Origin of the sequence: Roseateles paludis, from assembly GCF_039872745.1 — a bacterium.
Classification (GTDB): Bacteria; Pseudomonadota; Gammaproteobacteria; order Burkholderiales; family Burkholderiaceae_C; genus Pelomonas; species Pelomonas paludis.
In genome coordinates this window covers 427,819-453,957 of record NZ_JBDPZD010000001.1, presented here as the reverse complement: position 1 = coordinate 453,957, position 26,139 = coordinate 427,819, and the positions used below count along the sequence as shown (strand labels likewise).

Below are 26,139 nucleotides of genomic sequence, written 5' to 3'. Positions count from 1 at the left end.
CGGCCTACTCTTCCAGCCGCAGGCTCAGCTCGCCACTGCGGCAGACTTGCAGGCCGCTGGCGGTTTGCAGCAGCAGGTCGCCGTGGCCGTTGACGCCACGCGCGGTGCCCACGAGGGTGCCCACGCGCACCACCTGGCCGCGCGCCAGGTCACGCTTGGCGAACACGCGCTGCCAGGGGCCGAAGCCGCCGAAGTCTTCAAAGTCGGACAGCAGATGGCGCAGCGCCGGGGCCAGGCGGGCCAGCACCGCGTCGGCATCGGCCTCGGGCCACAGCGAGGTCAGGGCCGCATGGCCGCTGGCATAGGCGCTGCGGTCGGCGTCCAGCGGCAGCGGCGCGAGGTTGAGCCCCAGGCCGATGACCACGCCGCGCTGGGCATCGGGCAGGGGGATGGTTTCGATCAGGATGCCGCCGAGCTTGGCGCCGTCGAGCCACAGGTCGTTGGGCCACTTCAGGCGGATGTGGCCGCCGCTGGGGTCGAGCGCATCGGCCACCGCGCAGCCCACGGCCAGCGACAGGCCCGAGAGGTCGAGCCGCGCCGGCAGGGCCAGCGCGAAGGAGCAGGTCAGCGAGCCGCCGGGGATGGAGATCCAACTGCGGCCCTGGCGGCCCCGGCCGTTGGTCTGGCGGTCGGCCACCAGCAGCAGCGGGGCGCCGCCCTCGCGCAGGTGGTCCAGGCCGAGGGCGTTGGTCGACTCACACTCAGCGAGCCAGCGTCGTTCAAAGATGGCGACGGGCATGGCCGGTCAGCGCTTGGGCGCCAGCAAGGTGCCACGACAGGTGGCGGTGCCGCAGAAGCAGGCGAACTCCTTCTTGAGCTTGGCGGTGTAGCGCTCGTCCAGCACCAGGCCGTAGTCGTAGAAGAGTTCTTCGCCGGGCTCGATGTCGCGCAGCGCGCGGATGTAGACGCGGCCGGCGTCGGTTTCCTCGGCCTCGCAGTTGGGCTCGCAGCTGTGGTTGATCCAGCGCGCGTTGTTGCCGCCGTAGAGCGCGTCGATCACCTCGCCCGAATCCAGGCTGAAGTAGAAGGTGTGGTTGGGGTGGGCCGGGTCGTGCGGGTGACGGTCCTGCGCCTCTTGCCAGCTGATGCGCTCGCCCGTGTACTCGATGATCTTGGTGCCGGCCTCGATGGGGGCTACGGCGTAGACCCCCTTGCCGTGGACACCGGAGTTGCGAACCTGGATCTTGCGGCGGGGGGGCTTGCTGCTCATCAGGCCTGTGTTAGGGTGATTTCATGGGGGCGCGCGTGTGCGTGTGCGCGCGAGGCCCCGGATTGTAGGCACGAGAAACGTGGAACCCCCGGCCCAGCGAATACGCTGAGCCGCCCCCCGAGGGGGCGAAGCTGACGGCGACCTTGAATCGCCATCAGCCTCTGACGGGCCGGCTTGGGGCGGCCCGGCGCTCGGCCCGAAGATGTTGAGAACGGATAGATCGATCGATGAGCAAGACCCTGATCATTGCGGAGAAGCCTTCGGTGGCGCAGGACATCGTCCGTGCGCTGACACCGGTGGCGGGCAAGTTTGACAAGCAGGACGATTACTTCGAGAACGACCAGTACGTGGTCAGTTCCGCCGTGGGCCACTTGGTGGAGATTGCGGCGCCCGAAGCCTTCGACGTGAAGCGCGGCAAGTGGAGCTTTGCTCACCTGCCGGTGATCCCGCCGCACTTCGACCTCAACCCCATCGACAAGAACAAGACCCGGCTCAACGCCCTGTGCAAGCTGATCCGGCGCAAGGACGTGACCGCCCTGATCAACGCCTGTGACGCGGGGCGGGAGGGGGAGCTGATCTTCCGGTTGATCGTCCAGTACGCACAGCCGGCGCGCGGCAAGCTCGACAAACCCATCCAGCGCCTGTGGCTGCAGTCCATGACGCCGGCCGCCATCCGCGAGGGCTTCGAGAAGCTGCGCAGCGACGCGCAGATGCTGCCCTTGGCCGACGCCGCACGCTGCCGCTCCGAGGCCGACTGGCTGGTGGGCATCAATGGCACGCGGGCCATGACGGCCTTCAACTCGCGCGACGGTGGCTTCTTCCTGACCACCGTGGGCCGGGTGCAGACGCCGACCCTGTCGGTCGTGGTCGAGCGCGAAGAAAAGATCCGCAAGCACATCGCCCGCGACTACTGGGAGCTGCGCGCCAACTTCGACGCCGAGGCCGGCCAGTACGAAGGCAAGTGGTTCGACCCCGCCTGGAAGAAAAACGACGACCCCGACCGCCGTGCCGACCGGCTCTGGACGCAGGCCGAGGCCGAGGCCATTGCCAAGGCCGTGCTGGGCAAGCCCGCCACGGTGACCGAGGAGAGCAAGCCCACCACCAGCTCCTGCGGCGCGCTCTACGACCTGACCACCCTGCAGCGCGAGGCCAACTCGCGCTTCGGCTTCTCGGCCAAGACCACGCTGGGCCTGGCCCAGGCGCTGTACGAAAAGCACAAGGTGCTGACCTACCCGCGGACGGACTCGCGCTTCCTGCCCGAGGACTACCTGGCTGTGGCCAAGGACACCGCCAAGATGCTGTCGCAGGAGGACCTGCCGGGCCCGCTGGCCGCGCTGTCCGGCCACGCGGCCACGGCGCTCAAGGAGGGCTATATCAAGCCCACCAAGAAAGTGTTCGACAACACCAAGGTGTCGGACCACTTCGCCATCATCCCCACGCTGCAGGCGCCCAAGAGCCTGACCGAGCCCGAGGCCAAGCTCTACGAGCTGGTGGTCAAGCGCTTCCTGGGCGTGTTCTTCCCGCCCGCCGAGTTCCTGGTCACGACGCGCATTTCGACCATCGAGAAGCACCAGTTTCAGACCAATGGCAAGGTGCTGGTCAAGCCCGGTTGGCTGGCCGTCTACGGCAAGGATGCCGATGAGGATGAGTCCGGCAGCCTCGTGCCCGTGAAGCCGAACGAGCTGGTGCGGACCGAGAGCGTCGACGTGAAGGGCCTGCAGACCAAGCCGCCCGCGCGCTACACCGAGGCGACCCTGCTCTCGGCCATGGAGGGCGCGGGCAAGCTGATCGACGACGACGAGCTGCGCGAGGCCATGGCCGAGAAGGGCCTGGGCACGCCAGCCACGCGCGCGGCCACGATTGAAGGCCTGATCGCCGAGAAGTACATGCTGCGCGAGGGCCGCGAGCTGATCCCCACGGCCAAGGCCTTCCAGCTGATGACGCTCTTGCGCGGCCTGGAGGTCGAGGACCTGACCAAGCCCGAGCTGACCGGCGACTGGGAATACCAGCTCGCCCAGATGGAGAAGGGCAAGCTCAAGCGCGAGCAGTTCATGGCCGAGATCGCCACCATGACCGAGAGGATGGTGGCCAAGGCCAAGGGCTATGACCGCGACACCATCCCCGGCGACTACGCGACGCTCAAGACGCCCTGCCCCAAATGCGGCGGCGTCGTCAAAGAGAACTACCGCCGCTTCACGTGCCAAGGCAAGGACGCGGCGGGCGAGGGCTGCGGCTTCTCCATCACCAAGATCCCGGCCGGCCGCAGCTTCGAGCTGCATGAGGTCGAGGCCTTCCTGGCCAACAAGCGCATCGGGCCGCTGGAGGGCTTCCGCTCCAAGGCGGGCTGGCCCTTCACGGCCGAGATGGCCCTGGTCTACGACGAGGAGATCGCCAACTGGAAGCTGGAGTTCGACTTTGGCGACGACGCCAAAGACGGCGAGGGCGACGGCGAGCCGGTGGACTTCTCGGCCCAGACGAGCTTGGGCGCCTGCCCCAAGTGCAAGGGCCATGTCTATGAGCACGGCAGCAACTACGTCTGCGAGCACAGCGTGGGCGCCCATGTGACCTGCGACTTCAAGACCGGCAAGATCATCCTGCAGCAGCCCATCGAGCCGGCCCAGGCCAGCAAGCTGCTGGGCGAAGGCAAGACCGATCTGCTGGAGAACTTCGTCTCCAACAAGACGCGACGCAAGTTCAAGGCCTTCCTGGTGTACGACAAGAAGGAGGGCAAGGTCGTGTTCGAGTTCGAGCCTCGTGCGTCCAAGTTCCCACCCAAGGCGGGCGCCAAGACCGGCGCCAAAGCCGCTGCCAAGACAACCAAGTAGCGCCAGCGGCCCATGCAGTTCGGCCTTCAAGCCCGCGTGGTGGCGGGTCTCACCCTGTTAACCACGGTGCTGGTGGTGGTGGTGGGCTGGGGCTGGCTGGCACGTGAAGAGGCGCGGCTGGACCGCGAGCTGGAGGCGCGCCAGACGCGGCTGGCGGCCCTCATCGAGCACGGCATGGCCGGTCCGATCTGGAATCTCGACCGCGCCACCGTCAGCGAGATGCTCGGCGCCATCATGGCCGACCCCGAGGTCCACAGCGTCGAGCTGCAAGGCCTGGGGCTGCCGCCGGGCTGGGCCTGGCGCCGCCGCGACGAGCCGCCAGTGCGCCCCATGGAGTGGCATTTCGACATCCACTACCAGCCCGTCGGCAAGGGCAGCGAGGAGGTGATTGCCCGCGCCACCTTGATCAGCACCCGCGCCGGGCTGGAGGCCAAGCTGGCTGCCTCGCGGCGCCTTGTCGGTCTGCTGCTGGCCACCGTGCTCACGGGCGTGGTGGTGGGCAGCCTGCTGCTGATGCAACTGCTGGTCAAGCGGCCGGTGCAGCGCCTGGGGCAGTTTGCCAAGCGCGTGGCCAGCGGCGAGCTGGGCGCGCAGGTGGACGTGGTCTCGCGCGACGAAATCGGCGACCTGACGCGCCAGTTCAATGCCATGAGCCAGACCCTGCACGCCGCCCATGCGGAGCTGGCCACTTCCGAGGCGCGCTACCGCAGCCTCTTTCAGAACGCCAGCGAAGGCATCTTCGTGGCCGACCATCTGGGCCGCGTGGTGCGCATCAACCGTGCGCTCGTCGACCTGCTGGGCGTGCCCGAGCCCACCGAGCCCCACCGCCTGGCCGAGCTGCTCGGCCTCGCGCCCGAGGCCGCCCGGGGCCTGGAAGAGCGCCTGGGCCGCGAGGGCCAGGTGCGCCAACTGCCGCTGGAGCTGCGCCGGCCCGATGGCGCACGGCGCTTCATCGAGCTGAGCGCGCACTGGACCGGCAGTGCCGGCGAGCGCGAGATCGAGGGCATCGTCACCGACGTCACCCAGCGCCGCGAGGCCGAGCTGGAGCTGCAGGCCCACCGCGACCGGCTGGAAGAGCTGGTTGCCGAGCGCACCGCGGCGCTGCGCGAGGCCTCCGAGCGCGCCGAGGCAGCCGCACTCAGCAAAGGCCGCTTCCTGGCCACCATGAGCCACGAGCTGCGCACGCCGCTCAACGGCATCCTCGGCTTTGTGCAGCTGCTGCAGATGGACCCGCAGCTGACCGCCCAGCAGCAGGCCCGCCTGACCGTGATGCGCGACTCCGGCGACCACCTGCTGACCTTGATCGAAGACGTGCTCGACATGGCCAGCATCGAGGCCGGCAAGATCACGCTCAAGGCCACGAATGTCGATCTGCGCGCGCTCTTCGACATCGTCGTCCAGAGCCTGCGCCCGCGTGCCGATGCCAAGCAGCTCGACCTGCAGCTGGACCTCGACCCCGCCTTGCCAGCACACGCGGTGCTGGACGGCCAGCGCCTGCGCCAGGTGCTGCTCAATCTGCTGGCCAATGCCATCAAGTTCACCGACGCCGGCCACGTGCGACTGCAGGTGGATCTGTTGCCGGCCACGTCCAGCGCCCCGCAGCGCCTGGCCTGCGCGGTCAGCGACACCGGCATCGGCCTCACGCCCGAGCAATCGACCCGGCTCTTCCAGCCCTTCGAGCAACTCGGTGACCTGCCGCGCCGCCAGGGCGGCTCAGGGCTCGGCCTCTCCATCAGCCAGGAGCTGGTGCGCCTGATGGGCGGGCAGATCGTCGTCGAGAGCACGCCGGGCAGCGGCAGCCGCTTCAGTTTCGAGATCGAGCTCCAAGCCGTTACATGAGCTTTGCCATCGTCGCCAAGCTGCTGGCCATCCTGGCCGCCGTGGGCCTGGGCTGGGCGGCGGGCCGGTCCAAGCTGCTGGGTGAGGGCGACCCAGCGCGTGTGCTGGCCAATGCGGCCTTCTATCTCTTCGTGCCCGCGCTCTTGGTGCGCACCACCGCGAGGCTCGACACGCACGCGCTGCCCTGGTCGCTGCTGGCGGCCTTCTTCGTGCCCGTGCTCGGGCTCATCCTGCTGGTCTACCTGTGGCAGCGCCCGCGCCGCACCAGCGCCGCCGAGCCCAGCGTCAAGGCCATCACGGCGGGCTTTGGCAACACCTTGCAGGTCGGCATCCCGCTGGCGGCGGGCGTGTTTGGCGAGACGGGCCTGGCCATCCACATCACCGTGGTCAGCCTGCATGCGCTGGTGCTGCTGATCCTGCTGACCTTGCTCGTCGAGCTGGACCTGGCGCGCGAGCAGCCCAGCCGCAGCCTGGCGGCCACCTTGGCTCAGACAGCGCGCAACACCGTGATCCACCCTGTCGTGCTGCCCGTGGTGGTGGGCCTGTCGTGGAACGCCACCGGCTGGCCGCTGCCGGCCGTGCTGGACGAGGCGCTGCAAACCCTGGGCACCGCCGTCGTGCCCCTGTGCCTGACGCTCATCGGCCTCTCGCTCGCGCAGTACGGCTGGCCGTCCGCCTGGCGCGGCATGCTGGGCCTGGTGCTCGTCAAGCTGCTGGTGCAGCCGGCCCTGGTGCTGGTGTGCGCGCATTGGGGCTTTGGGCTCACAGGCCTGCCGCTGGCCGTGATCGTGATGATGGGTGCGCTGCCGATCGGCTCCAACGCCCTGATCTTTGCCCAGCGCTATCGGTCGCTGGAGGCCGAAACCACGGCGGCCACCGTGCTCTCGACCGTGGCCTATGTGGCCACTGCGCCGCTGTGGCTCGCGCTGCTGGCGCGCTACTTTCCCTGGTCGGGTGGCGCATGACGGACGGCACTGCCGGCCGCTGCGCAATGCTCCCCACACTTCCTGCTCTGCTGTCCTTTGCACCTCTGCTGCCATGCGTCTGAACCACTTCGCTTCCGTGCTCGCCCTGGTGGGTGTCCTCGTTGCCGCCGTTGCGGCGCCGCAGCCCGCTGCCGCCCAGGTGCAGGGCGCGGTCGTTACTGAGCAAGGCCGGCTTGCCATCCGGCATGAGAAGTTCCGGCTGGAGAACGGCTTCGAGGTCATCCTGGTCGAGGACCACCGCCTGCCCCTGGTGGCCTTCAACCTCTGGGTGCACGCCGGCCCGCGCAATGAGGCCAAGGGGCAGACTGGTTTTGCCCACCTCTTCGAGCATCTGATGTTCGCCGGCAGCAAGCACGTGCCGCGCGGGCAGTTCGACAAGTTTGTCGACGCCGCCGGGGGCACCGACAGCAACGGCTCCACCAACTTCGACCGCACCAACTACTTCTTCACCTTGCCTTCGCACCAGCTGGCGCTGGGGCTCTGGCTCAAGTCCGACATGCTGGGCTACATGCTCGACGAGGTGGACGCCGTGGCGCTGGCCAACCAGCAGGACGTGGTGCGCAACGAGCGCCGCCAGACCACCGAGAACCGCCCCTACGGCGTGGCCGACGAGGCGCTCTATGCCGCGCTGTTCCCGGAGGGCCACCCCTACCGCGCCGCCATCATCGGCTCGCACGCCGACATCCAGTCCATCAAGCTGTCCGACGTGCGCGACTTTGCGCGCACCTACTACCGGCCTAACAACGCGACCCTGGTGCTGGCCGGCGACTTTGATCCCGCCGAGGCCAAGGCCCTGGTCACGCGCTACTTTGGCCCGCTCAAGGCCGGCCCCAAGCCGCCCGAGGTGCAGGTGGCCCAGCCCGTGATCAGCGCCGAGCGGCGCCTGGTGGTGACCGACCGCATCGAGCTGCCGCGCCTCACGCTGGCCTGGCACAGCCCGGCCTACGCGGCGGCGGGCGACGCCGAGCTGGACGTCGTCAGCCACGTGCTGGGCGGCGGCAAGGCCAGCCGGCTCTATGGCCTCCTGGTGCGCGACAAGCAACTGGCGCAGAGCGTGCAGGTCGTGCAGGACTCGGCCTCGCTCGGCTCGCTGTTCAACGTCGAGGTCGTCGCGCGGCCGGGTGCCAAGCTCGACGACATCGAGGCCCTCGTCGATGCCGAGATTGCCCGCCTGGCCGCCGAGCCGCCCAGCGAGGCCGAAGTGGCCCGCGCCCGCGCGGCCGTCGAGACCCAGCTGCTGCAACGCATGGAAAAGGTCGCCACCCTCGCTGACCTCGTCAACTTCTACAACCAGATGGCCGGCGACCCCGGCTTTGTGACCCAGGACCTGGCGCGCTATCGCGGCATCACGCCCCAGCAAGTGAGCGCGGCCGCCGCGCGCTGGCTGCGCAAGGACGCGCGCGTCAGCCTGCACACCGTGCCGGGCGAGAAGCTGCTGGCTGCCGACGTGCCCACGCCGCCGCCGCCGCGCAAGGCGACCAAGGGCGTGGGCATCAATGCCGACGCCGCCTGGCGCGCCAAGCTACCGGCCGCAAGCGCCGCCAAGCCGCTCGCCTTGCCGACGGTGCGCAGCTTCCAGCTCGCCAATGGGCTGACGGTGCTGCACTCGCCCAAGCCCGGCCTGCCCCTGGTCAGCGCCAGCCTGGTGCTGCGCGCCGGCCAGTCGGCCAACCCGATCGACAAGCCGGGTCTTGCCAGCTTCACCGCCGGCATGCTGACCGAGGGCACCACCACGCGCACTGGCCAGCAACTGGCCGAAGCCCTCGCTGCTTTAGGCGCCCAGCTGCACGCCGAGGCTGGCGCCGAGAGTGCCCGCATCGACCTCAACTGCCTGCGTGCCCAGGTGGGCCCCGGCATGGAGCTGCTGGCTGACGTGCTGCTTCGCCCCGCCTTCGATGCCGCTGAGTTCGAGCGTCAGCGCGGCCAGCGCCTGGCGGCGCTGTCACAGCAGCGCGAGGACGGCCCGACCCTGGCCCAGAACGTCGCCGCCCGGGCGCTTTACGGCAAGGCCCACCCACTGGGCACGGCGGCCCTGGGCACCGAGGCCAGCCTCAAGGCCCTGGACGTGGCTAGGGTGCGCGCCTTCTGGCAGGCCCACTACCGGCCCGACCGCGCGGCCCTGGTGGTGGCCGGCGACATCGACGAAGCCGAGCTGCGCGCCCTGGCCGAGCGCCTGCTGGGCGGCTGGGCGGCCCCCGCCAACAGCGCTGCGCTGGCGCCCCTGCCGGCACCGCAGCCGCTGGCCGCGCGCACCGTGCTGGTCCACCAGGCCGGTGCCGCGCAAACCGCGCTCGCCGTCGTCAGCCCCGGCCCCCGCGCCGGCGCGCCCGACACGGCCGCCATCAAGGTGATGAACGCGGCCCTCGGCGGCCTCTTCACCTCACGCATCAACCAGCAGCTGCGCGAGGTCAAGGGCTACACCTATGGCATCTACTCTGGCTTCCAGATGGGCCGCGAGCGCGGCAGCTTCGGCCTCTACGGCAGCGTGCGCAGCGACGTGACCGGCGCCGCGCTGCAGGACATCGCCCGCGAAGTCACCGCCATGCGCAAGACCCCCATGGGCACACCTGAGCTGAGCCGCGTGCGCAATGCCGTGATGCTGGCGCTGCCGGGCCAGTTCGACACCAATGCCGCCGTGGTGCAGGGCTATGCCAACCAGTGGGTCATCGGCCAGCCCATCGAGGCGCTGCGTGCGCTGCCGGCGCAATTGGGCAGCGTGACCGCCGCCACCGCGCTGCAAGCCGCCCGCCAACACGTGGACCCGGCCCGCCAGACCGTGATCGCCGTGGGCGACCGCGCGCAGATCGGCCCGCAGCTGAAGAAGGCGCGCGGCACGGTGCTGGAGTTGGGCCCGGAGGGCGAGCCGCTGAAGTGAGGAGCCCCTCGTCCAACCTCGCCTCGCTGAACGCGGGCGAGTCTGGCCGATCCCCCGAGGGGATGAGGCCATCAGCGGCGTCGAGCCGCCGACGGCCACAAGGGGCCGGCTTGGGGCGGCCCGGCGCTCGGCCCGAAATGCCCCGTTTTACTGGCGGCGGGTCGCAGCCACCTGACCGGGCTCAGGCCGCCGGGTAGTTGATGCAGCCCAGCCGCTCGGAGATGTCCTTCGCGGCCTTCTGCAGTGCGGTGACGACGGCGCCGACCTTGCTCTCGTCGTAGCGGAAGGTCGGGAAGGACACGCTCATGCCGGCCAGGGGTTGGCCTAGGCGGTCGAAGATGGGGACGCCGACGCAGCGGATGTGGTCGTCGAACTCCTCGCGGTCTTCGGCAAAGCGCTGCTTGCGCACCTGCTCCAGCTCCTTGAGGAACTCGCCGCGGTCGGTGATGGTCTTCTCGCGGAACTTCTGGAAGGGCGCGCCGTCAAGGATGCGGTCGCGGCGCTCGGGGTGCTCCCAGGCCATCAGCACCTTGCCGATGGCGGTGCAGTGCAGGGGCGCGCGGCGGCCGACGCGGGAGTACATGCCGAGCATGTGGCGCGAGTCCACCTTGTGGATGTAGATGATCTCGCTCTCGATCAGCATGCCCAGGTGGACGGTCTCGCCGCTGAGGTCGGCGAGCAGGTTCATGTGGTGCTTGGCGAGGTCGACCAGCTCGGGGTAGGACAGGGCCTTGGCCCCCAGCTCGAACATGCGCATGGTCAGGCCGTAGCGCTCGCTGTCGGCCTCCTGGCGCACATAGCCCAGGGTCTTCATGGTCTGCAGGAAGCGGTAGACCGTGGCCTTGGGCATGGCCAGGCGCATGGACAGCTCGGAGACGCCGGTCTCGTTGCGCTCGGACAGCGCTTGCAGGATGGCAAACACCTTGAGGACGGCGGCGACGCTTTCGGGCTGCTTGCTGTCGGGAAGGTCGTCGTCGAGCGGGGCGGATGCTGTATTCACGGCGCGAAGGTGGGAGGTGTCAGGGTGCATTGTCCATCGGTATGGCAGCGCTACCAATCCAGGGTTTGAGCGATCCATCAGGGCGTCTTGCCTGGGTCTGGGGTCGGCTGGCTGTTGTACTCGTGGAGACGGGCGGCGGTCTCGCCCACGGCTGTGTAGGGGCGGCGGGCGGTGGAGGCCACCCAAGGCCCGAGGTGGGCGCCCAAGGCGCTGTCGCGGATCAGCAGTTGCCCATTGGGCGAGACGCCGGGCTGCCATTCACCCTTCTTGACGCCGGCATCCCAGGCGCGGCCGAGGGCGACGCTGCCCGGGGCGAGGCCGGGCTCTGCCACCAGCTCGCTGTGGGTGACGAGGAAGCCGTAGCGCTCACCCGGGGCGGTGCTGGGCGCAAAGACGATGCCGCCCTCGCCGGGCCCGCGCCGGCCGGCGCGGCTGAGGATGCGGCTCTGGTCGATGACCAAGCGGGCGTTGCCGAAGATGAAGTCAACGTCCCCGGCAATGAGGCTGTGGCGCACCAGCATGCGGCCGGGCGAACCAGTAGGGCGGCGCACATAGAAGGTGTCCTGGTGGCCCCAGAGTTCGACGTGGTCGAGCAGCAGGCGGTCGCCCTCCAGCAGCAGGGCCACGGCCTGGGCGCCGCCGGTCTCGCCACTGCCCAAGGGGTAGCCCTGGCCCCGGCGCACGGCTTCCAGGGCGTCGTTGCGGATGCTCAGGCCGACGAGTTCGATGTTGTCCCCCAGCAGGGCCACGCTGGCGCTGCCGGCGGTGCCGACCTCGGGCCGGCTGTGGGCCATGCAGGGGTTGGCCTTGCCTTGAGATTGCGGCAGCGCCGCGTGCAGGCTGAAGCTGAGGGTGACGCGGCTGGGCGCGCTCGGGTCGCCCCGCAGGGTGAAGGGCGCGCGGCCTTGCACGCACAGCTGCTCGACATAGCGGCCGGGCTGGATCTGGATCAGCCAGTGCTTGGTGTCGCCCGTCGCTCGCGGGGGCAGGGCATCGAGCGCGGCTTGCACGCTGCGATGGGTGCCGCTGCCGTCAGCGGCGACGATGAAATCCGGCGGGCGTGGCTGGAGGGGGCCGGGCTGCCAGCCGTCGAGATAGTGCTGGGGCAGGTGGTGGGCCGCCTCGGCCGCGCTCATCTGCGGCCGCGCGTCCTGGGCGAGCGCTGGCAGGCTGAGCAGCAGGCTGAGCAGCAGGCCCGGGGCCAGGGCTCTCACGCAGGCGCCTCGATGTCGGCCAGGTAGAGGGCGGGCTCGCCGGGCTCCTTGTCGCAGCTGAACAGCACCTGCTTCTCGTCGGGCGTGAAGCTGGGGTGCGGGTGGGTGACCTGGCGGTTGTCCTTGTAGACGCCCCAGCCGCTGTCGTGGCGTGCGATGGGGCGGGTAGCGCCGGCCTTGAGGTCGAAGAGGTGCAGGTAGGGGTCGCCCTGGAGCATGGCATTGCTGGCACTGCTGTCGCCGCTGGCCTTGCCGCAGCCGTCGCCCACGATGAGGCTGCCGTCGTGGTTGCTCATCAGGTGCGAGCACTGCGGCATCACGGTCAGGACCTTGTTCTCCAGCGTGACGGGGTCGAGGCTGCAGATCCAGCGGTCCGGCGAGTCGTGGCGGTAGCTGACGTAGATCATGGCGCTGCCGTCGGGCACCCAGAACTCGTGGGTGCAGCTCTCGCCGTTCTCGTGGGCTTTGCCGCAGCGTCGGTTCGTGCCGTCTTCGTTGATGAACCACATGCGCGCGTCGATCAGGTCGTGCGGGCCTTCGTGGCAATAGGCCACGGTGTGGTCGTCAAACGGCCGGTACTGCGGGTGGCCCAGCCAGCCTCGCTGCTCCAGGATGACGGTGCGTTGCCCCGTTGAGAGGTCCACGCTGAAGAGCCGGCACAGCGGCTTCTTGTGGAACATCTCGTTGAACTTTTCCCAGGTGTTCAGCGGGAACCAGTCCGTGGCCGAGATCTCGATGCCGACCATCTTGGTGCAACTGCTGTTGGCCACCCAGGTGCCGTAGGCGACCCAGTCCGCGTCGGTGGTGTAGACCGTGGTTTCGCTGAGGTCAGCGAGGGCGAGCCGGATCAGGTGGCGCTCGGCGCGCACGAAGTAGAGGAAACGGTCGTCCGGGCTGAGGAAGCCGCCAAAGGTGTTCTCGCCCGCGCCATCGGTCAGCTGCGTGGCCACCTGGGTGTCGAGGTCCAGCAGGTGGTAGTTCCAGTTCGGGCTGGGCTGGGGGCCGAACTCACCGCCGAAGATCAGCTTGCGGCCGTCGTTCGTGAAGCACTTTTGGTAGAAGTAGTTGCGGTGGCAGGTGTGGGTCAGCGGCGTGAGCCGCGTCACCCGGGCCCCGGTGTCGGGGTCGGCCGTGGTGACGAAGTTGAATCGGCGCTCGGTGGCTTTCATGACATGAACCTTAGTGCCGCTCGACTTGCGGGCCGAGCGCCGGGCCGCCCCAAGCCGGCCCGTTCTGGCGATGTGCGAGCGGCTCAACGCCGCGAGCATCGCCGCCCCCTCGGGGGGCCGACCAGGCTGGCGCGCGTTCAGCGACGCTTGGCTGGGCGGGGGGCACCCTCATCGGGCGAGCCAGCCACCATCCACAGCGACGGTGTAGCCGTTCACGTAGTCAGACGCGGGCGAGGCCAGGAAGACGACCGGGCCGGCCAGGTCTTCGGGCAGGCCCCAGCGGCCAGCGGGGATGCGGTCGAGGATGGCGGAGTTGCGGCTTTCGTCGGCGCGCAGCTGGGCGGTGTTGTTGGTGGCCATATAGCCCGGGGCGATGGCGTTGACATTGATGCGGTGCTGCGCCCACTCATTGGCCATCAGGCGGGTGATGCCCATCACGCCGCTCTTGCTGGCGGTGTAGGAGGGCACGCGGATGCCGCCCTGGTAGGACAGCATCGACGCGATGTTGATGATCTTGCCGCCCGAGCCCTGGGCGATGTATTCACGTGCCACGGCCTGGCTGAAGAAGAACACGGTCTTGAGGTTGAGGTCGACGACGTCGTCCCAGTCCTTCTCGCTGAACTTGATGGCATCGTCACGGCGGATGATGCCGGCGTTGTTGACCAGGATGTCGATGCGGCCACCAAAGGCCTTGGCCTGGGCGACGAGGTCGGCCAGGCAGGAGACGTCGGACAGATTGGCGCGCAGGTCCAGGAAGCGGCGGCCGGTGGCCAGCACGGCGTCACGGGTTTCGTCCGGGTCGGTGACGTTGACACCGACAACATCGGCCCCGGCTTGCGCCAGCGCCACGGCCATGCCCTGGCCCAGGCCGGTGTTGCAGCCGGTGACGATGGCCACGCGGCCCTTGAGATTGAACTGGTCGAGGATCACGCCTCTACTCCTTGTGGTGAACGCCCCCCGGTGCCGGGGCTCGGGGGTGGGGAAGACGGGGCTCCGGCCGGGAGCCGGGCGGCAGGCCGGGGTGGGTTGCGAGGGGTTCGCGCAGGCCTGGAGCCCTCGCGCTGCCGATGAGGTTAAACGCCGGTTCGATTTGTCGAAATCATGGTTTCTTCGGAGTGAACCGATGTTTCAAAAAATCGTGGCGCCGCTATAGTAGCTGCATTCGATGGGGGCGGGAAGCCTGTTGGGCGCACTGCGCGCACCGGCCGCCAGCCTTGCACCGACCGATTCTTTCGAGCCCATGAGCCCGGGGCGCACTGCAGCGTTCCAGGCCCATCAGCGGCGCCCTGCGAGCGCCCTCCGCGGTCTTTTGATGTGCTGGCGGTGACCCGCCCCATTGATGGCCAAGACGACCTGATTCCACGGAGACAAGACCATGACCGCCAAGCGCCCCCGCTCCTCCTTTGCCTTGACTGGCCGCCCTGCCGCGCTGCCCACGGCCGTCGCGCTCGCCGCGCTGTGCCTGGTGCAACAGGCCGCTGCCCAAACTGCCGCGCCCGCCGAGCCCAACCAGCTGGACACCGTCGTGGTGACCGGCCTGCGCGCCTCGCTGGAAAACGCGCTGAACAAGAAGCGCAGTTCTTCCGGCGTGGTCGACGTGATCCGCGCCGAAGACCTGGGCAAGTTCCCCGACACCAACCTGGCCGAGTCGCTGCAGCGCGTGCCCGGCGTGGCGATTGACCGGGACGCCGGCGAAGGCCGCCAGATCACGGTGCGCGGCTTGGGTGGCGGCTTCACCCGCACCCGCATCAATGGCCTCGAAGCCATGGCCTCCACCGGCGGCTCCGACGCCTCGGGCGGCAACAACCGCGGCCGGACGATGGACTTCAACGTCTTCGCCTCCGAGCTCTTCAACTCCATCACCGTGCGCAAGACCGGCCAGGCCGAGGTGGACGAGGGCTCGCTCGGCGCCACCATCGACCTGACCACCGGCCGCCCCTTCGACCTGAAGAAGGGCTTCACCGCGCTGGCCAGCGTCAAGGGCACCTACAACGACCTGTCGGGCAAGAGCGCGCCGCGCGCCACCTTCCTGATCGCCGACACCTTCATGGACAAGAAGTTCGGCGCCCTGTTCTCGGCCGCGTACTCCAAGCGCAATCTGTTCGAAGAAGGCTTTGGCACGGTGCGCTGGGACAACGGCACCTCCAACGGCGGCTGGTGCCCCCCGCAGGGCGCCACCATCGCCACCGGCACCACACTGCCCACAGGCTCCACGGCCACCACCTGCGGCCCGACTGCGCAAGGCATCTCGCGCCTGCCCAACACCGCTGAGAACCAGGCCAACTACCAAACCGCCTCGTCGGCCAACAACTTCCATCCGCGCCTGCCGCGTTATATGCGCCTCGTGCACGAGCAGGAGCGTCTGGGCATCACCAGCTCCTTCCAGGCGCGCCCGATGGAAGGCACGCTGGTCACGCTGGACTACCTCTACGCCAAGCTCGACGCTACGCGCCAGGAAAACTACCTGGAGGCCATGCCCTTCAGCCGCGCACTGAGTTCCGGCGGCAAGCCGCAAGTGAGCGTGCTGGCGTCCGAGTACGACAGCAATGGCGGCCTGCTCTATGGCAAGTACAACGCCGTGGACATGCGCTCCGAGCAGCGCTTTGACAAGCTCTACACCATCTACAAGCAGCCCACGCTGACGGTCGAGCACGACCTTAGTGACACCGCCAAGCTCACTGTGCTGGCCGGCCGCTCGGACTCGCAGTTCCGCAACCCCATCCAGACCACGACCACGCTGGATGCGCCCAACACCAATGGCTACGAGATCGACTTCCGCACCGGCAGCCGCACGCCGCTGATCAAGTACGGCTTCGATCCTTTGCAGACCGGCGGCGCGCTCACCATCGTCGGTGTGCCTGCGGGCGCTACCTCCCTGGCCAACAGCCTGCCCAGCGAGATCCGCATCCGCCCCAATGGCACCGACAACCGCACCGACACCCTGACGGCCAACATCGCCTGGGAGTTTGCGGACGACATGACCCTGAAGGCCGGCGCCAGCTACAAGAAGTACGGCTTCAACACTTTCGAGTCGCGCCGTGGCGTCGAAACCATCTACGGCGTCCCCACGGGCTCCACGGCGGCCAGTCTCTCGACCACCATCACCGGCATCGGCAAGGGCCAAGGCCTGCCTGCTGGCACCATCACCGGCTGGGCGGTGCCCAACCTGGATGCCATCGCCTCGGCCTACGACATCTATTGCAACTGCTTGAAGAGCGGCCCGGTCAACGGCCCTGGCGACTACACGCTCACGTCCATCACCAACGGCAACGCCCGCGGCAGCAACTTCGCCATCGAGGAAGTGGACCGTGGCTGGTTCGCCCAGCTCGACTTCAAGACCCGCCTGGGCGACGTCCCCGTCCGTGGCGACATCGGCACGCGCTTCGTCAAGACCCAAGTGGTCTCCACCGGCTACCTGGCCACGGGCGGCGGCACCCAGGTGTCGGTCCCGCACAGCTACAGCGACATGCTGCCCTCCGCCAACCTCACGGCTGAGCTGACCCGCAACTGGCTGCTGCGCGCTGGCGTGGCCCAGGTGATGACGCGGCCCAACCTGGGTTCCATGAACCCTGGCGGCTCGGTCAGCACGACCGGCCAGCTCAACATCTCCAACGGCAACCCGCTGCTGCAACCCTATCGCGCCAAGACCCTGGACCTGGGCACCGAGTGGTACTTCGCCAAGAACTCGATGATCGGCGCCGGCTTCTTCTACAAGGACATCAGCAGCTTCATCACCAGCACCACGATCAACCTGCCGTTCAACCAGACCGGCCTGCCGCAGAGCATCCTGCCCACCAACTTCACGGGCAATGAGATCTTCTCGGTGCGTTCCAGCTTCAACACCGAAGGTGGCAAGGTCAAGGGCCTGGAGCTGAACTACCAGCAGCCCTTCACCTTCCTGCCCTCCTTCGGCAAGAACATCGGCTTGCTGGCCAACTACACCTTCATCAAGTCCAAGATCAAGTACGCCACCTCGGCCACCAACAACACTCCGATCGAGGCTGACCTGATCAATATGTCGCCGCGCTCGTGGAATGCCTCGCTGTACTACGACGACGGCACCCTGATGCTCCGCGCCTCGGTGGCTACGCGCTCCAAGTACCTGCAGGCCGTGCCGGCCGCCACGCCGACCAACGACGTGGACGGCAAGAACGGCACCCGCAACGTGGACTTCTCGGCCTCCTACAAGCTCACCAAGAAGTTCAGCGTCAGCCTCGAAGCGATCAACCTGACCAACCAGGCCAACGACCTCTACACCAGCAGCGTGCGCAACAGCGTGGTGCAGAACACGGTCACCGGCCGCGAGGTCATGGTCGGCGCGCGGATGGACTTCTAAGCGCCCAGCAGCCCGCTTCTCCGGTCGTCGTTTCGTCTCCTCGACCGCCCCAGGTGGGCCGGCACGTCTGTCACGTGCCGGCCCCGCCTCTTGAACTCAATCACCAGCCGTCGGCTCGGTCCTGCAGGCCCGCCATCGGAGGTTTCTCCACATGGAACTCCGATGAACACCCGCCGTCTTTGCGCCGCCTTGCTCGGCCTCGCCTCCTTCGCTCTCCCGGCCCTTACTGCACACGCTGCCCCGACCGTCACGGTCACCGCCAGCGGTGGCAGCTTCTACTCGCTGGCTGATGGCTACAGCGCAGCCACCAACCCCGCCAGCAGCGCCATCAGCGACAGCTTTGGCGACGTCGAGTTCCTCTCCGACGACTTCAACCTCGCTTTCGACTTCCGCAGCGACGGCAGCTTTGACGTCTACGGCCTGGCTGCCCTCGCCAGTGGCGTCTACGACTTCGACTTCAGCGACCTCGGCGGCCGCCTGGTCCGTGCCGGCTGGGACGGCGCGGCTGCCGGGCTCACGCTCACCGTGCTCGACGCCGACAGCCTGCGTCTGAGCATCGACGGCCAGGCCTTCACGCCCGACACGAATGCACCCTTCAGCGGCCGCTTTGCCGTGCCTGAGCCTGCGGGCCTGGCGTGGCTGGGCCTCGGCCTGATCGGCCTGGTACAGCGTCGCCGCACGGCGGCTTGATCGGGAGGCGCCACATGCACAAGCTTCTTCTCGCGGCGCTGGCCCTCGCGGGCAGCGCGGCCCTAGCCGCCGTTGATCCCGCCCTGCAAACCGCCCCCACGGACGGCTGGGCTGCGCAAGCCGGCGGCACCACCGGTGGTGCTACTGCAGCGCCGAGCCAGATCTACAGCGTCAGCAACCGCAGCCAGCTGCTGGCCGCCATCAGCAATGGCGCCTTCCAGCCCAAGATCATCAAGGTCGTGGGCAGCATCGACATGAGCCAGGGCACGCCCTTCACCAGCACCTCCGACCAAAAGGCGCGCGGCCAGGTCAAGCTGCCCAGCAACACCACCCTGATCGGCGGCGGGCCAGGCGCCGGTTTCGTCAACGCCTGGATCAACATCGCCGGCGTCAGCAACGTCATCGTGCGCAACCTGACCATCGTCGCGCCCTGCGATGTCGGCCCCATCTGGGACCCGACGGATGGCGCTACCGGCAACTGGAACGCCGCCTACGACGCCATCTCGGTGACCGGGGCCGACCACGTCTGGATCGACCGCAACACCATCACCGATGTGCCGGTGACGGACAACCTGCTGCCCATCGAGAACGGCAAGACCCGCCAGTGCCACGACGGCGCCATCGACATCACCAAGGCGGCCGACTACGTCAGCGTCACGAACAACATCATCGAGATGCATGACAAGACCATGCTGATCGGCAGTTCGGACACCGGCAGCACAGCCGCCGCCGACGTGGGGCGGCTCAAGGTCACCATCGCGGGCAATCTGTTCCGCAACGCCCAGCAGCGCGTGCCGCGCGTGCGCTTCGGGCTCGTGCACGTCTTCAACAACTACTTCGTGGGCGACAAGGCCGCGAACCCCTATCCGCACTCCTACAGCATCGGCGTGGGCAAGAGCGGGCAGATCCTCTCGCACGCCAACCTCTTTGCCATCACCGGCGCTGCGGCGGGCGACTGTGTCGGCATCCTGCAGACCCTGAGCGCCGACGCGGTCAGCTTCTTCAAGGACGCGGGCTCGGTGCTCAACGGCACGGTGCTGGGCGCCTGCCCGGTGTCCAGCAATGCCACCTGGACGCCGCCCTATGCCTTTGCGCCCAAGCCTGCCGCCCTGGTCAAGGCCAGCGTGCTGGCCCAGGCCGGCGCCGGCAAGATCAGCAGCAGCATCACCGGCGGCGGCAACACCGGCGCGGTGCCGGGCACCCTGGTGCCGGCGGCCGGCGCCACTGGCGTGCACACCGACACCAGCCTCTCGATCGCCTTTGACAGCGCCCCGGTGCTGGGCAGTACCGGCAAGCTGCGCGTGTTCCGCGCCGACGGCACCCTGGTGGACAGCATCGACGTCTCGACCGCGCCCTCCAGCACCGACACCCAGACCCTCATCCCGCGCACCAACCTTGAGATCGATGCCATAGGCAGCGGCGCCATGCCCGATGGCCGTGCCCGCTACGTCTGGTACCGCCCGGTCAGCATCGTCGGCAACACCGCCACCATCCGCCTGCACAACAACAAGCTCAGCCCAGCCACCAACTACTACGTGACGCTCGACAGCGGCATGTTGGTGGGCACCATCAATGGCGCGGCCTTCAATGGCGTCGGGGCTGGGGCCTGGAGCTTCACGACCAAGGCAGCGCCGCTGTCGAACACGGCGGTGCGCGTGTCCGCCACCGAGCCGGGCGCCGACTTCCGCACCGTGCAGGGCGCGCTCAACTGGATCATGGCGCGCTGCTACAGCTCGGTGTCGGCCAATGGCTGCAACACCGTCACCACGCCCAAGACCATCACCGTGGGTGCCGGCCTCTACCCCGAGCTGCTGATGCTGCGCAACGTGGCCAACCTCAGCATCGTGGGCGAGAGCCGTGCCGGCGTGATCGTCGGCGACGTGAACTACGAGTCGCTCAACAGCGGCAGTGGCACCTCGGCCACCAGCGCCACCACCACGCTCTCCACCTCGGGCAAGGTCGTCGGCCACCGCAACCTGGGCGGCGGCCGTGCCGTGTTGCTCGTCGAAGGGGCCGACCTGCTCTCCCTTAGCAACTTCACGCTGCAGAACGCCCACGTCCGCACCAGCACTTACGACAATCAGGCCGAAGCGATCTACTTCAACACCGGCACCGCTGCCAACGCAGCCCGCCTGGTGGCCAAGCAGATGAACTTCCTGTCCGAGCAGGACACCCTGCAGCTCAAGGGCTATGTCTGGGTCTACCAGTCGCTGGTGGCGGGCAATGTGGACTACATCTGGGGCAATGTGATGGCCGCCTTGTTCGAGGACTGCGAGATCCGCTCCGTCTTTGACAACAGCAGCAGTTCGCCCGGCTACATCGTGCAGGCCCGCGCCACGGCGGGCGACAAGGGTTTTGTCTTCCTCAACAGCCGCCTCACCGCCGGGGCAGGCGTGACCCAGGCCTACCTGGCGCGCAGCGGTGGCACCACGAGCAGCACCTACGTCGACAACGTCGCCTTCATCAACACTCGCATGGACACGCACATCCTGCCGGTGGGCTGGTGCCTGGGCACCGGCACCAGCAAGACGGGCACCGGCGCGGGCAGTTGCAGCACCAACCCACCGCCCTGGGCCGGCACCGCCAACGGCGGCGCCACCGACGCTGCGGGCTGGCGCGAGGCCGGCAACATGGACGCGAGCGGTGCGCCGCTGAATGTCAGCAGCCGTCTCGGCGCTGCCAGCGTGACCGTGGGCGGCCTGCCCGCCAATGTGACCCTGGCCAAGCCCTTCGACAGCACGGCCGGCTTCACCACGCGTGCCGAGGTCTTCCAGGCTTCCACCATCGCCACCGGCGCGCCCGGCGGCTGGGTGCCCAGCCCGTGAGGCGCGTGTGGCTTGCGCTGTGTCTGGCGGTGGCCTTTGGCGCCGCCGCGCAAGTCACGGGCGAGACGCCCGCCAGCGTTGCGACAGGCCCGCGCCTCATCCTCGTCGGCGACTCCACCATGGCCCCGCGCAGCGGCTACGGCAATCAGCTGTGTGAGCGCTTCCAGCAAGTCGCCTGCCTTAACCTCGCGCGCGGTGGCCGCTCCAGCAAGAGCTACCGCGCCGAGGGGCTGTGGGACACCGTGCTCCAGCTCCTGAACGAAAAGGGCGCGCCGCAAAAGAACCTGGTGCTGCTCCAGCTCGGCCACAACGACCAGCCCGGCAAGCCCGGCCGCAGCACGGATCTGGCCACCGAGTTCGGCCCCAACCTCAGCGCCTATGTGCGCGAGGTCAAAGCCACCGGGGCCGAGATCATCCTCATCACCCCGCTCACGCGCCGCAGCTTCAAGGACGGCCTGCTCACCAACGACCTGCGCCCCTGGGCCGAGGCCGTGATCCGCGTCGCCGAGGCCGAGCAAGTGCCCGTGTTCGACCTCAACGCCGTCAGCCATGCGGCCGTGCAGGCCCTGGGTCAGCAGGAAGCCGACACCCTGGCCGAAGCTCCGCCGCGCTTTGACCGCACCCACCTTGGGCCCAAGGGCGCCGCCTACTTTGCCGACATGGTGGTGGCGGGTTTGATCAAGCTGCGGCCCCAACTGCAGAGCGCGCAGACCCTGAGGTAAGCCGCGCGAAAATCGGCGCATGCCTGCTGCCGCGATCGTCGTTCCCATCCCACCTGAGGATGCGGAGCTGGTGCCCCACTTCCAAATTCATCTGCCCTTGCTGCAGCCCGCGCTTGACCTGAGCGTTGTCGAGTTCGATGAGCTGGCCTTGCTACAGGCCCTCACCATCGAGGCCGTGGAGACCAGCGCCACCGGCGTGGCCCTGCACTACAGCGTGTCTTGGGAGGCCTTCCACGCCTGCGATGGCGTCACCGTCCGGGGCCAGCATCGGCGCCTGGTGCGCGGTCGGCGCGAGGGTGACCGCTGGTGCTTCCAGCCCGCCGCGCCCCAACCCACGCGCGACAGCGCCGACGAACTTTGATCGCTGAAGTGTTCTCCCTGGCCCAGCTGCTGGGCTATGCCGCCTTCGTGCTCGGCGTCGTCTGCTTTGCGCAGACCGACGACCGCCGCTTCAAGCTCTTCATGGCAGCCGAGTGCGCGGCCTACATCGGCCACTTTGCGTTGCTCGGCCAGCCCACGGCCATGGCCAGCACCACGGTGTCGCTGCTGCGCTCGCTGGCGTCCATCAAGGCGCGCACGCCGGCCGTGGGCGTGTTCTTCATCCTGCTGTCGGCCGGGCTGGGCGTGTGGCTGATGAAGGGCTGGCTCAGCCTGCTGCCGATCGTCGCCAGCTGCATCGGCACCTTCTCGCTCTTCTTCCTGCACGGGTTGCGCATGCGCGCCCTGATGCTGGTCGGCACCGGGCTCTGGCTCGTCAACAACCTGCTCGTCGGGTCCATCGGCGGCACGCTGCTGGAGGGCGTGCTGATGGTGACGAATGTGCGGACGTGTTGGGTGCTGTGGCGAGGGGCTAGCCGATAGGCTCGGTGTTCTCGCGCAACCAGTCAGCGAGTTTGGGCTCCTCGATCGCGCTGGCCGCGACGCCGAGCATGGTCATCACACAGTCGGCGTCGTGGGCGACCAGCTCCAGCCCGTTGAGCCAGAGGAAGAGTTCCATCGCCACGTAGGCCGTGCGCTTGTTGCCGTCGACGAATGGGTGATTCTTGGCGAGGCCCACCGCGTAGGCGGCAGCGAGTTCAAAGACATCAGACTCGCCGTAGTGGGCGAGGTTCTGCGGCCGCGCCACGGCGGACTCGAAGAGGCCCTCGTCACGTACCCCAGTGGCGCCGCCATGCTCGGCCAACTGCTCGTGGTGGATGGCCCGCAGCACGTTGGCGTCCAGCCAACGCCAAGGCCGGGCTTGGCTCATTTGGCCAGTTCACGCAGCACGGCGCGGCGCTTCTTCATGATGCTGCGCGCGGCGTCCATCTGCTGCTCGAACTCCGGGCTGTAGGGCGAGATCAGCACGCCGTTGACGGCCTCGGACAGATAGAGCAGGTCGCCCTTTTCCACCTTGAGCCGCGCCAGCACTTCCTTGGGCAGGATCACGCCGAGGGAGTTGCCGATCTGGGTGATCTTGAGTGCGCTCATGGTGGCGCCTCTGCTTGAGAGTTATAACAAACGTAATACTAAACGCTGGGCGAGGAGGGTGCAAGCCGGGCCTTGAGCCATTGCGCGGCCAGTTGCTGCGCCTCACGCCCAAAGCGATGCCCACCCGCCACGGCCTCGTATTGAAAGCCCCGCCCGCCAGGCCACGCGCGGGCCAGTTGGCGGGCGGCGGTCTGCGCGGCGTCCCAGGGGAAGAGGGCGTCCTCGGGCGAGCCCATCAGCAACAGGGGCCGCGGGGCGATGAGGGCGGCCACGTCGGGGTGGTCGAGCTCGGCTGCGAGGCCGGGGTGGAGCATGGTGAAGGCGGACTGGCCGGCCAGCGCGTTGCCGCCGGGGCGCAGCAGGCCTTCGCGGGTGCACATCCAGTGCGCAGCGATGCAGGCTTGCGCTTCGTGCGGCTCAGCGACAGCAGCCAGTTGCCAGGCGCGGAAGGCGCCCATCGAGAAGCCGAACACGCCCACGCGATGGCGGTCGATGCCGTCCTGCGCGCGCAGCCAGCGCAGGCTGCGCAGGTCGTCGCTGGCGATCAGGCCGGCCCAGGAGAAGCCGAGCTGCTGCAGGTGGGCCGCGAGGGCTTGCTGGTCGTCACGCGCAAAGCCAGGCCGCGTGCGGCCACCCCAACCCAAGGCGTCGACGCACAGCACCGCATAGCCTTGGGCGGCCAGCCAGTCGCCAATGAAGGTGCTGTCGAAGTAGCGCGCGGCCCAGGCCTTGGCCGACGCGGTCTCGGCAGCACCGGCCATGGGGGCGATGAGCTTTTCCTTGCCGATGTCGAAGCGCGCGCCGTGGTCGTGCAGCAGCAGCACGGCCGGGTGGGGGCCGGGGCCGGCCGGGCGCAAGAAGAGGGCCGGCGCATGCTCGCCCGCCGCCACGCGCAGGCGCAGCTGCTGGGCCAGCACGCCGCCGGCACGGGTCTCTTCGGCCAGCACGTCGGTGTCGAAGCGGGCGCCGTCGTCGCCCGGCTGCAGGATGTGGCGCTGCGCGCTGGCCAGCGCCTCGGCGTGCCAGCTGGGCTCGGCCCGCCAGGCCAGTCGCGGGCGCCATTGCTGCTGCAGGCGCTGCAGGCTGTCGTCGAGCCCAGCGAGTGCGGGAGCGGCCAACAGCGCTGCAGGCAGCAGCGAGAAGTGACGGCGACGGATCATCGCCAGATCATCGTTGCTTCAGCCGCCCACCCACTTGGGCAAACCCAGCGACAGCATCGGCACATACGTCACCGCCAGCAGGGTCACCAAGAGCGCGCCGTAGAAGGGCGCGATGGAGCGCATCACCTGCCCGACGGACACGCCGCCAATCGCGCAGCCCACGAACTGCGTGCTGCCCACCGGCGGGGTGTTGAGGCCGAGCGCGCAGTTCAGCAGCATCACCACGCCGAACTGCGTCGGGTCCATGCCGGCCTTCATGCAGATGGGCAAAAAGATGGGCGTGCAGATCAGGATGGTGGCGGCCATGTCGAGAAAGGTGCCGAGCAGGAAGAGCAGCACGTTGACCCACAGGAAGATCAGCCAGGGCTGGTTGCCGCTGAGCTGCTGCAGCCAGTCGCCGGTCTTTTGCGGCACCTCGTAGAGCGCCATGAAGTAGCCAAAGGCCGAGGAGATGCCGATCAAGAGCAGCACCACGCCGGTGGTCTTGCAGGCCTTGGCGCAGGCGGCCAAAAAGCCCTGCCAGCTCAAGGAGCGGTAGGCCAGGCCGGTGACGATGAGCGCCCAGCACACGGCGGTGGCGGCCGACTCGGTGGCCGTGAAGACGCCGCTGAGGATGCCGCCCAAGATGATGACGATCACGAGCAGGCCCGGCAGGGCAGCCAGCAGCGCTGTAAAGACCGGCCCCCAGCCCGGGAAGGCACCGTGTGTCGGGTAGCCGCGCTTGACGGCCACGCCATACGCAGCGACCAGGTTGGCCACGGTCAGGAACAGTGCCGGCAGCAGGCAGGCCAGGATCAGGTTGAACACGCTCACCGCCGCGATGCCGGCCGTCGCCAGCACGTAGATGATGAGGTTGTGCGAGGTGGGCATCAGCGCGCCGACGAGGGCCGCGTGCGTGGTGACGTTGACCGCGTAGTCGGCGTCATAGCCCTCGCGCTTCATCAGCGGGATCATCACCGAGCCCATGGCCGACACGTCCGCGAGCGGCGAGCCCGCCACGCCGCCGAACAGCGTGCAGCCGAGCACATTGCTCATGCCGAGGCCACCGCGCACGTGGCCCACCAGCCGGTTGGCAAAGGTGACGATGCGCTCGGCAATGCCGCCATGCAGCATCAGCTCGCCCGCAAAGATGAAGAAGGGAATCGCGAGGAAGGAGAACACCTGCATCCCGCCGACCATCTTCTGGAACACCACCGCCACCGGCAGGTCGGCCGCCACCACCGTGGCCACCGACGAGAGCCCGATGGCAAAGGCCACCGGCACGCCGAGCACCAAGAGCAGCACGAAGCTGCCGCACATCACCCAGAGTTCAAAACTGCCTTCCATCTCAAACTCCGGCGGGTTCAACCGACTGGCCGCGCAGCAGCGCGATCAAGTGCTCGATGCAAAAGAGCACGATCAAGCCGCCCGAGATCACCAGCGGCAGATAGTCCAGCCCCTCGGGCACGCCGAGCATGGGCTTGGGTTCGTCCCATTTCAGCGTCAGCCACTCCCAGCCGGCTTGCGCCATCAGCACGGCAAACACCAGCACGCACAGGTGGATCAGCCCCTCGGCCACACGCTGCGCGCCGCGCGGCAGCAGCGCCACGAGCGACTCCATGCCCAGGTGGCCCGCGTCGCGCACGCCCACCGCCACGGCCAGCGCCGTGATGTAGAGCACCAGCAGCAGAGCCACGGGCTCGGTCCAGGTGGGGGAATCGTTCAGCAGGTAGCGGCCCACCACCTGCCATTGCACGCAGAGCACCAGCACGACGAGGCCGAGCACGCAGGCACGCAGGGCCCAGCGCGAGAGCTGGGCGCAGAGTTGGGAATACAGGC

General features: G+C 68.5%; 21 protein-coding genes. 10 read left to right on the top strand and 11 right to left on the bottom strand.

Going from position 1 to position 26,139, the window contains the following annotated elements:
• Positions 1–4: 4 nt before the first annotated feature.
• Together ABDJ85_RS02150 and ABDJ85_RS02145 are read right to left on the bottom strand one after the other, a co-directional pair.
• Positions 5–739, bottom strand: coding sequence for a biotin--[acetyl-CoA-carboxylase] ligase (locus ABDJ85_RS02150; protein WP_347703079.1), 735 nt, complete (start codon positions 737–739; stop codon positions 5–7).
• 6 nt (positions 740–745) lie between these two features.
• Positions 746–1,210: an SET domain-containing protein gene (locus ABDJ85_RS02145; RefSeq protein ID WP_347703078.1), complete on the bottom strand. Its 465-nt coding sequence runs from the start codon at positions 1,208–1,210 to the stop codon at positions 746–748.
• Between the two features lie 227 nt (positions 1,211–1,437).
• Between ABDJ85_RS02145 and ABDJ85_RS02140 the strand changes: the two genes are divergently transcribed.
• The 4 genes from ABDJ85_RS02140 to ABDJ85_RS02125 all read left to right on the top strand — a co-directional run bounded on the left by ABDJ85_RS02140 (position 1,438) and on the right by ABDJ85_RS02125 (position 9,735).
• Positions 1,438–4,035 carry a DNA topoisomerase III gene (locus ABDJ85_RS02140; protein WP_347703077.1) on the top strand — a complete coding sequence of 866 codons (2,598 nt, stop codon included), beginning with the start codon at positions 1,438–1,440 and terminating at the stop codon, positions 4,033–4,035.
• A 12-nt stretch (positions 4,036–4,047) separates the two neighbouring features.
• Positions 4,048–5,874 (top strand): ATP-binding protein, encoded by a 1,827-nt coding sequence (locus tag ABDJ85_RS02135; RefSeq protein WP_347703076.1) that lies wholly within the window; start codon positions 4,048–4,050, stop codon positions 5,872–5,874.
• The gene (locus ABDJ85_RS02130) at positions 5,871–6,839 is read left to right on the top strand and encodes an AEC family transporter (RefSeq protein WP_347703075.1); all 969 of its coding nucleotides are present in this window, start codon (positions 5,871–5,873) and stop codon (positions 6,837–6,839) included. Before ABDJ85_RS02135 ends, ABDJ85_RS02130 begins: the two co-directional genes overlap by 4 nt.
• A 73-nt stretch (positions 6,840–6,912) precedes the next feature.
• Complete coding sequence (locus ABDJ85_RS02125; protein ID WP_347703074.1) at positions 6,913–9,735, top strand: M16 family metallopeptidase; 2,823 nt, start codon at positions 6,913–6,915, stop codon at positions 9,733–9,735.
• A 181-nt stretch (positions 9,736–9,916) separates the two neighbouring features.
• On the opposite strand, the gene kdgR is transcribed toward ABDJ85_RS02125, so the two are convergent.
• The 4 genes from kdgR to kduD all read right to left on the bottom strand — a co-directional run bounded on the left by kdgR (position 9,917) and on the right by kduD (position 14,048).
• Positions 9,917–10,735, bottom strand: coding sequence for a DNA-binding transcriptional regulator KdgR (gene kdgR / locus ABDJ85_RS02120; RefSeq protein WP_347703073.1), 819 nt, complete (start codon positions 10,733–10,735; stop codon positions 9,917–9,919).
• Between the two features lie 77 nt (positions 10,736–10,812).
• The gene (locus ABDJ85_RS02115; RefSeq protein WP_347703072.1) at positions 10,813–11,949 is read right to left on the bottom strand and encodes a pectinesterase family protein; all 1,137 of its coding nucleotides are present in this window, start codon (positions 11,947–11,949) and stop codon (positions 10,813–10,815) included.
• Entirely contained in the window at positions 11,946–13,118 is a 1,173-nt protein-coding gene (locus tag ABDJ85_RS02110; RefSeq protein ID WP_347703071.1) for an oligogalacturonate lyase family protein, read from the bottom strand. The genes ABDJ85_RS02115 and ABDJ85_RS02110 overlap by 4 nt, the downstream gene beginning before the upstream one ends.
• A gap of 168 nt (positions 13,119–13,286) precedes the next feature.
• The gene (gene kduD, locus ABDJ85_RS02105; RefSeq protein ID WP_347703070.1) at positions 13,287–14,048 is read right to left on the bottom strand and encodes a 2-dehydro-3-deoxy-D-gluconate 5-dehydrogenase KduD; all 762 of its coding nucleotides are present in this window, start codon (positions 14,046–14,048) and stop codon (positions 13,287–13,289) included.
• A gap of 445 nt (positions 14,049–14,493) precedes the next feature.
• Here kduD and ABDJ85_RS02100 point away from each other — a divergent pair, with 445 nt between their 5' ends.
• The 6 genes from ABDJ85_RS02100 to ABDJ85_RS02075 all read left to right on the top strand — a co-directional run bounded on the left by ABDJ85_RS02100 (position 14,494) and on the right by ABDJ85_RS02075 (position 22,552).
• Complete coding sequence (locus tag ABDJ85_RS02100; protein ID WP_347703069.1) at positions 14,494–17,454, top strand: TonB-dependent receptor; 2,961 nt, start codon at positions 14,494–14,496, stop codon at positions 17,452–17,454.
• Positions 17,455–17,616: 162 nt separating this feature from the next.
• The gene (locus ABDJ85_RS02095; protein ID WP_347703068.1) at positions 17,617–18,144 is read left to right on the top strand and encodes a PEP-CTERM sorting domain-containing protein; all 528 of its coding nucleotides are present in this window, start codon (positions 17,617–17,619) and stop codon (positions 18,142–18,144) included.
• A gap of 14 nt (positions 18,145–18,158) precedes the next feature.
• On the top strand, positions 18,159–20,969 hold the full coding sequence (locus ABDJ85_RS02090; protein WP_347703067.1) for a pectinesterase family protein: 2,811 nt from the start codon (positions 18,159–18,161) through the stop codon (positions 20,967–20,969).
• Complete coding sequence (locus ABDJ85_RS02085) at positions 20,966–21,691, top strand: rhamnogalacturonan acetylesterase (protein ID WP_347703066.1); 726 nt, start codon at positions 20,966–20,968, stop codon at positions 21,689–21,691. Before ABDJ85_RS02090 ends, ABDJ85_RS02085 begins: the two co-directional genes overlap by 4 nt.
• 19 nt (positions 21,692–21,710) lie before the next feature.
• The gene (locus ABDJ85_RS02080) at positions 21,711–22,052 is read left to right on the top strand and encodes a hypothetical protein (RefSeq protein WP_347703065.1); all 342 of its coding nucleotides are present in this window, start codon (positions 21,711–21,713) and stop codon (positions 22,050–22,052) included.
• An 8-nt stretch (positions 22,053–22,060) separates the two neighbouring features.
• Entirely contained in the window at positions 22,061–22,552 is a 492-nt protein-coding gene (locus ABDJ85_RS02075) for a YgjV family protein (protein WP_347703064.1), read from the top strand.
• On the opposite strand, the gene ABDJ85_RS02070 is transcribed toward ABDJ85_RS02075, so the two are convergent.
• Genes ABDJ85_RS02070 through ABDJ85_RS02050 form a run of 5 tightly spaced genes read right to left on the bottom strand, consistent with a single transcriptional unit; the run spans position 22,542 to position 26,137 of the window.
• Positions 22,542–22,940, bottom strand: coding sequence for a type II toxin-antitoxin system death-on-curing family toxin (locus ABDJ85_RS02070; protein ID WP_347703063.1), 399 nt, complete (start codon positions 22,938–22,940; stop codon positions 22,542–22,544). The genes ABDJ85_RS02075 and ABDJ85_RS02070 overlap by 11 nt on opposite strands.
• Positions 22,937–23,161 (bottom strand): AbrB/MazE/SpoVT family DNA-binding domain-containing protein, encoded by a 225-nt coding sequence (locus tag ABDJ85_RS02065; RefSeq protein ID WP_347703062.1) that lies wholly within the window; start codon positions 23,159–23,161, stop codon positions 22,937–22,939. Before ABDJ85_RS02065 ends, ABDJ85_RS02070 begins: the two co-directional genes overlap by 4 nt.
• Positions 23,162–23,199: 38 nt before the next feature.
• Positions 23,200–24,321: a dienelactone hydrolase family protein gene (locus tag ABDJ85_RS02060; protein WP_347703061.1), complete on the bottom strand. Its 1,122-nt coding sequence runs from the start codon at positions 24,319–24,321 to the stop codon at positions 23,200–23,202.
• An 18-nt stretch (positions 24,322–24,339) separates the two neighbouring features.
• Complete coding sequence (locus ABDJ85_RS02055; RefSeq protein ID WP_347703060.1) at positions 24,340–25,647, bottom strand: TRAP transporter large permease; 1,308 nt, start codon at positions 25,645–25,647, stop codon at positions 24,340–24,342.
• Position 25,648: 1 nt separating this feature from the next.
• On the bottom strand, positions 25,649–26,137 hold the full coding sequence (locus ABDJ85_RS02050; RefSeq protein ID WP_430765516.1) for a TRAP transporter small permease: 489 nt from the start codon (positions 26,135–26,137) through the stop codon (positions 25,649–25,651).
• Positions 26,138–26,139 lie beyond the last annotated feature (2 nt).

Bases quoted from the DNA above. Each gene is read 5' to 3' on its own strand.
- ABDJ85_RS02135 (WP_347703076.1), top strand. From the start codon at position 4,048: ATGCAGTTCGGCCTTCAAGCCCGCGTGGTGGCGGGTCTCACCCTGTTA.
- ABDJ85_RS02130 (WP_347703075.1), top strand. From the start codon at position 5,871: ATGAGCTTTGCCATCGTCGCCAAGCTGCTGGCCATCCTGGCCGCCGTG.
- ABDJ85_RS02140 (WP_347703077.1), top strand. From the start codon at position 1,438: ATGAGCAAGACCCTGATCATTGCGGAGAAGCCTTCGGTGGCGCAGGAC.
- ABDJ85_RS02100 (WP_347703069.1), top strand. From the start codon at position 14,494: ATGACCGCCAAGCGCCCCCGCTCCTCCTTTGCCTTGACTGGCCGCCCT.
- ABDJ85_RS02125 (WP_347703074.1), top strand. From the start codon at position 6,913: ATGCGTCTGAACCACTTCGCTTCCGTGCTCGCCCTGGTGGGTGTCCTC.
- ABDJ85_RS02110 (WP_347703071.1), bottom strand. From the start codon at position 13,118: ATGAAAGCCACCGAGCGCCGATTCAACTTCGTCACCACGGCCGACCCC.
- ABDJ85_RS02150 (WP_347703079.1), bottom strand. From the start codon at position 739: ATGCCCGTCGCCATCTTTGAACGACGCTGGCTCGCTGAGTGTGAGTCG.
- ABDJ85_RS02090 (WP_347703067.1), top strand. From the start codon at position 18,159: ATGCACAAGCTTCTTCTCGCGGCGCTGGCCCTCGCGGGCAGCGCGGCC.
- ABDJ85_RS02145 (WP_347703078.1), bottom strand. From the start codon at position 1,210: ATGAGCAGCAAGCCCCCCCGCCGCAAGATCCAGGTTCGCAACTCCGGT.
- ABDJ85_RS02095 (WP_347703068.1), top strand. From the start codon at position 17,617: ATGAACACCCGCCGTCTTTGCGCCGCCTTGCTCGGCCTCGCCTCCTTC.
- ABDJ85_RS02060 (WP_347703061.1), bottom strand. From the start codon at position 24,321: ATGATCCGTCGCCGTCACTTCTCGCTGCTGCCTGCAGCGCTGTTGGCC.
- ABDJ85_RS02065 (WP_347703062.1), bottom strand. From the start codon at position 23,161: ATGAGCGCACTCAAGATCACCCAGATCGGCAACTCCCTCGGCGTGATC.
- ABDJ85_RS02070 (WP_347703063.1), bottom strand. From the start codon at position 22,940: ATGAGCCAAGCCCGGCCTTGGCGTTGGCTGGACGCCAACGTGCTGCGG.
- ABDJ85_RS02055 (WP_347703060.1), bottom strand. From the start codon at position 25,647: ATGGAAGGCAGTTTTGAACTCTGGGTGATGTGCGGCAGCTTCGTGCTG.
- ABDJ85_RS02080 (WP_347703065.1), top strand. From the start codon at position 21,711: ATGCCTGCTGCCGCGATCGTCGTTCCCATCCCACCTGAGGATGCGGAG.